Genomic DNA, 3,951 nt, shown 5'->3' on the forward strand with positions numbered 1-3,951 from the left:
ATCTGTCTACTTTAGAGGTATCATATCAGATGATATTTCTATCAGTGACAGATTTTTTTCTTTATCATATATAATGTTAACACCCAAACATTAACTTTACATTTTTTAGTCGAACATTTATAATCATCCTTAACTTAAGTATTAAATATTTGTTTACATATATTTTTTGAAAATAAAATTTAAAATATATGAGTTTAAATACGCCAACAAAGCAAATCCGGCAAATAGCATAATATAAATAATACTTACGGCATCTTTACCTAAAAATATAATTAAAATAACCGGAAGTAACGTTATACAAAGTATCAATAAAGTCCATGGGAAATGCCCAATACCCATAAGCAATGCATTTTTCAAAGTAGTTTTAATTGTATTTTCAAAAGTACTTTGCAATGCCATTGCGTAAAGAAACACAAACAGTATTGCAAGCGCAAATCCAAGAAGCAGTCCTTTCAATGCTGTAACTACTATCCCTTCCTTTAAACTATTCACTATGTATAAATCAAGTGTAGGAATTATTGACAACATCAATAAAATCAGCCACATTGCAGTTGACTGTTTAAAATTTTCTTTAAATAACTTAAAATAAGTTCTTACTATGTATCCTTCTCTATTATCTGCCATCTTCTTAGTAACACCAAAAAGTGCCGTCGTCGATGCTCCAATAGTAAATATTGGCAACGAACAAAGTACAAACAATAAATTCAAAATTACCAAATCAGCTATTGCTGAAACTATTTCGTAAAATTTGCCATCAATTCCAAACACCTATAGTTCTCCTTAAATTTCTTTTACAGAATCTCTCTCAAGCAATTCTGCTTCAAAGATTAATTGTTTCTTTTCGTTATTTCCATTTATCTGTTCCATTAATAAATCTATTGATGATTTTACCATTTGTTCACAAGGCTGTTTCATTGTTGATAATGACGGTTGAAAATACTTTGACATTTCAATTCCATCAAACCCTAAAACAGAGTAATCATCAGGTATTGATTTACCCTCTTCAGATATTGCCTTGTATGCTCCAAAAGCTGTTAAATCTGATATTGCATATAATGCAGTAAATTCTTCTTTTGACTTTAACAATTCTTTTGTTACTTCATATCCATTTGCTACTGTATATTCAGGAATATCATCTTTCATGTATCTGATTAAGTTATCATTTATGTCTATGCCATTATCTTTTAATGCTCTCATATAGCCTCTTAATCTAAGTCCACCTACAGCCTGGTCAGTATTTTTTCCTGAAATCATTGCTATTTTTCTGTGCCCTTTTTTGCACAAATAATCAACCGCCCTATAACTTTCTTTCTCATCGTCTATAGATACTGACGAGCAGTTTCTCTTTGGTGCCATCATATTTACTGCTACAGTGCATAATACATATGGAACACCTATTTCCTCTAATCTTGTATCCAAATAATCCATTTGACCTCCAAGAAAAATAAGTCCCTTTAATCTTTTTTCTTTTGCTAACTGAACTGCAACACTAACATCATCCTGATCTTCACCTACTGCATGTAACAGAAATGTATATTCTAATTTTTTCAATTCTTCTTCAAATATTTTTAACATTCCCTGAAAGAACTGGTTATCAATTCCCTTTATAAGTAATGCTATTGTATTTGAGTCTGTCATTTTTAAATTTCTCGCACTATTGTTAGGAACATAATTATATTCTTTTATAACTTTTAAAATTCTCTTCCTGGTTTCCTGATTAATACCTGGGTCATCATTAATTGCTCGAGAGACAGTGCTAATTCCAACTCCACATATTTTTGCTATGTCTTTAATAGTTAAATTTGCCATGTCTTTCCCCTTTCATTCTACATTTACTAAATTTTTCACGGTTTAGTATTTTATCACAAACATTCTGTTTATGCAAAAAGCTGCGAAAAGAATATATCCATCGCAGCTTTTATATGCTATGTTAATCTCTGCCATAAAGAACTGTTAATTCTTTAATTGCACTTGTTAACTTTTTAGTAATCTGAGTAGATTTCATGCGCCACATCCAATTATTTCCTAACGTAGACGGAGTATTCATTCTTGCTTTGTTATCTAAATGCAGATAATCCTGCATAGGAATAATGCATGTATCTGCCGTTGATGCCTGTGCCAGTCTTATTATTTCATCAACAAGTTCTGCTTTGTCATCAACTCTTCTTCCTATGTATTTTTGAATCATTTCCACTTCCTCAGGTTCGATACTATCAAGCCACCCCTTTAATGTTTCATTATCGTGAGTTCCTGTATAAACCACACAATTTTTATCATAATTATACGGTAAATAATCCTTAGGTCCTGATGAATCTCTGCTATCAAAAGCAAATTCTAAAACTTTCATATTTGGAAAACCTGAGTCTTTAACCAACTGTCTTACTGTATCAGTTATGTATCCTAAATCTTCTGCTATTATATTTACATCACCAAGACAATATTTAATTGCATTAAATAAGTCAATCCCAGGTCCCTTTTCCCAATGTCCGTTTGTTGCATCTTCATCCTCAGCTGGAATTGAATAATACTCATCAAACCCTCTAAAATGATCAATCCTTACAACATCGTATAGTTTGACACTTCTTTCTATACGCTTTATCCACCAATCATAATTTGTTTGCTTATGATAATCCCATCTGTATAATGGATTTCCCCATAATTGTCCTGTTGCTGAAAATCCATCAGGAGGACATCCTGCAACTGCAACCGGTTTTCCATTTTCATCCATTTGAAATAATTCAGGATGTGCCCATACATCAGCACTGTCATAAGCCACATATATTGGAATATCTCCAATAATCTTTATGCCATTTTCGTTAGCATACTTTTTTAATTTATACCATTGCCTGTAAAACTCATATTGAATGAATTTATAAAATTCAATTTCATCCTTTAATTCATTCTGATAATATTCCATTGAATATCCCCATCTGAGTTTTATATCTTCAGCCCATTTATCAAAGCTTTGACCATTAAATCTGTCTTTTATGGCCATAAACATTGCATAATCATTTAACCAATAACAATTCTCGCTTTTAAATTTGTCAAAATCTTCTTTTTCACTTATATTGCTCTTTTTATAAGCCTTCTTTAAAAGCTTAAATCTACCGTTATACAATTTTTCATAGTTAACTTTGTCTATTCTGTTACCAAAGTCCACCTTATCACATTCTTCCTCAGTTAACAGTCCTTCTTCAATCAATTCCTCTAAACTGATAAAATAAGGATTTCCTGCATAAGTAGAAAATGACTGATAAGGTGAATCTCCATAACTGGTTGGACCTACAGGCAATATTTGCCAATATTTCTGATGGGCATTTTTCAAAAAATCTACAAACCTATATGCTTCTTTTGAAAAACTTCCAATACCATATTTTCCCGGCAAGCTGGAAATCGGTAATAAAATTCCACTAGCCCTCATAGTTCCTCCTTAAATATCATTTAACCTTTTACTGCTCCTGCAGCCACACCTTTTATAATATGCTTCTGACATGTCAGATAGAATATAATAACAGGTATAATACTTAATATAATAAGTGCCATTATAGCTCCTAAATCAACTGAACCATAACTTCCCTGTAAGTACTGGATATGAATAGGAATTGTTCTATATTTATCTAAGTCAAGAACTAAATATGGAAGTAAGTAATCATTCCAAATCCACATTATTTCAAGAATTCCAACTGATATAAGCGTTGGCTTTAACATTGGGATAATGACAATAAAAAATGTTCTTATTGGTCCACATCCATCAATTGCTGCTGCTTCTTCAATTTCAAGCGGTAAACCTTTTATAAATCCTGTAAACATAAATACTGCCATTCCTGCTCCAAATCCCAAATATATAATTGGAATTGACCAAGGTGTGTTAAGTCCCAATGAATCTGCTGTATTTGACAATGTGAACATTACCATCTGGAATGGTACTACCATTGAAAATACAAACAAGTA

At 31.7% G+C, this 3,951-nt stretch carries 4 protein-coding genes; all 4 read right to left on the bottom strand.

Translation table 11 applies throughout. The features are described from left to right. Window positions 1–153: 153 nt before the first annotated feature. Window positions 154–768 (bottom strand): YesL family protein, encoded by a 615-nt coding sequence (locus ABMA45_RS00005; RefSeq protein ID WP_022087835.1) that lies wholly within the window; start codon window positions 766–768, stop codon window positions 154–156. Between the two features lie 12 nt (window positions 769–780). Continuing rightward, window positions 781–1,809 carry a LacI family DNA-binding transcriptional regulator gene (locus tag ABMA45_RS00010; protein ID WP_022087836.1) on the bottom strand — a complete coding sequence of 343 codons (1,029 nt, stop codon included), beginning with the start codon at window positions 1,807–1,809 and terminating at the stop codon, window positions 781–783. A gap of 121 nt (window positions 1,810–1,930) precedes the next feature. After that, complete coding sequence (gene malQ / locus ABMA45_RS00015; RefSeq protein WP_022087837.1) at window positions 1,931–3,421, bottom strand: 4-alpha-glucanotransferase; 1,491 nt, start codon at window positions 3,419–3,421, stop codon at window positions 1,931–1,933. A 20-nt stretch (window positions 3,422–3,441) separates the two neighbouring features. Beyond that, window positions 3,442–3,951 (bottom strand): carbohydrate ABC transporter permease (locus tag ABMA45_RS00020; RefSeq protein ID WP_348029851.1); only part of this gene is annotated, 510 nt, incomplete at its 5' end.

This window comes from Eubacterium sp. CAG:156 (genome assembly GCF_000434315.1).
In the GTDB taxonomy this organism is placed as follows: domain Bacteria; phylum Bacillota; class Clostridia; order Lachnospirales; family Lachnospiraceae; genus Eubacterium_U; species Eubacterium_U album.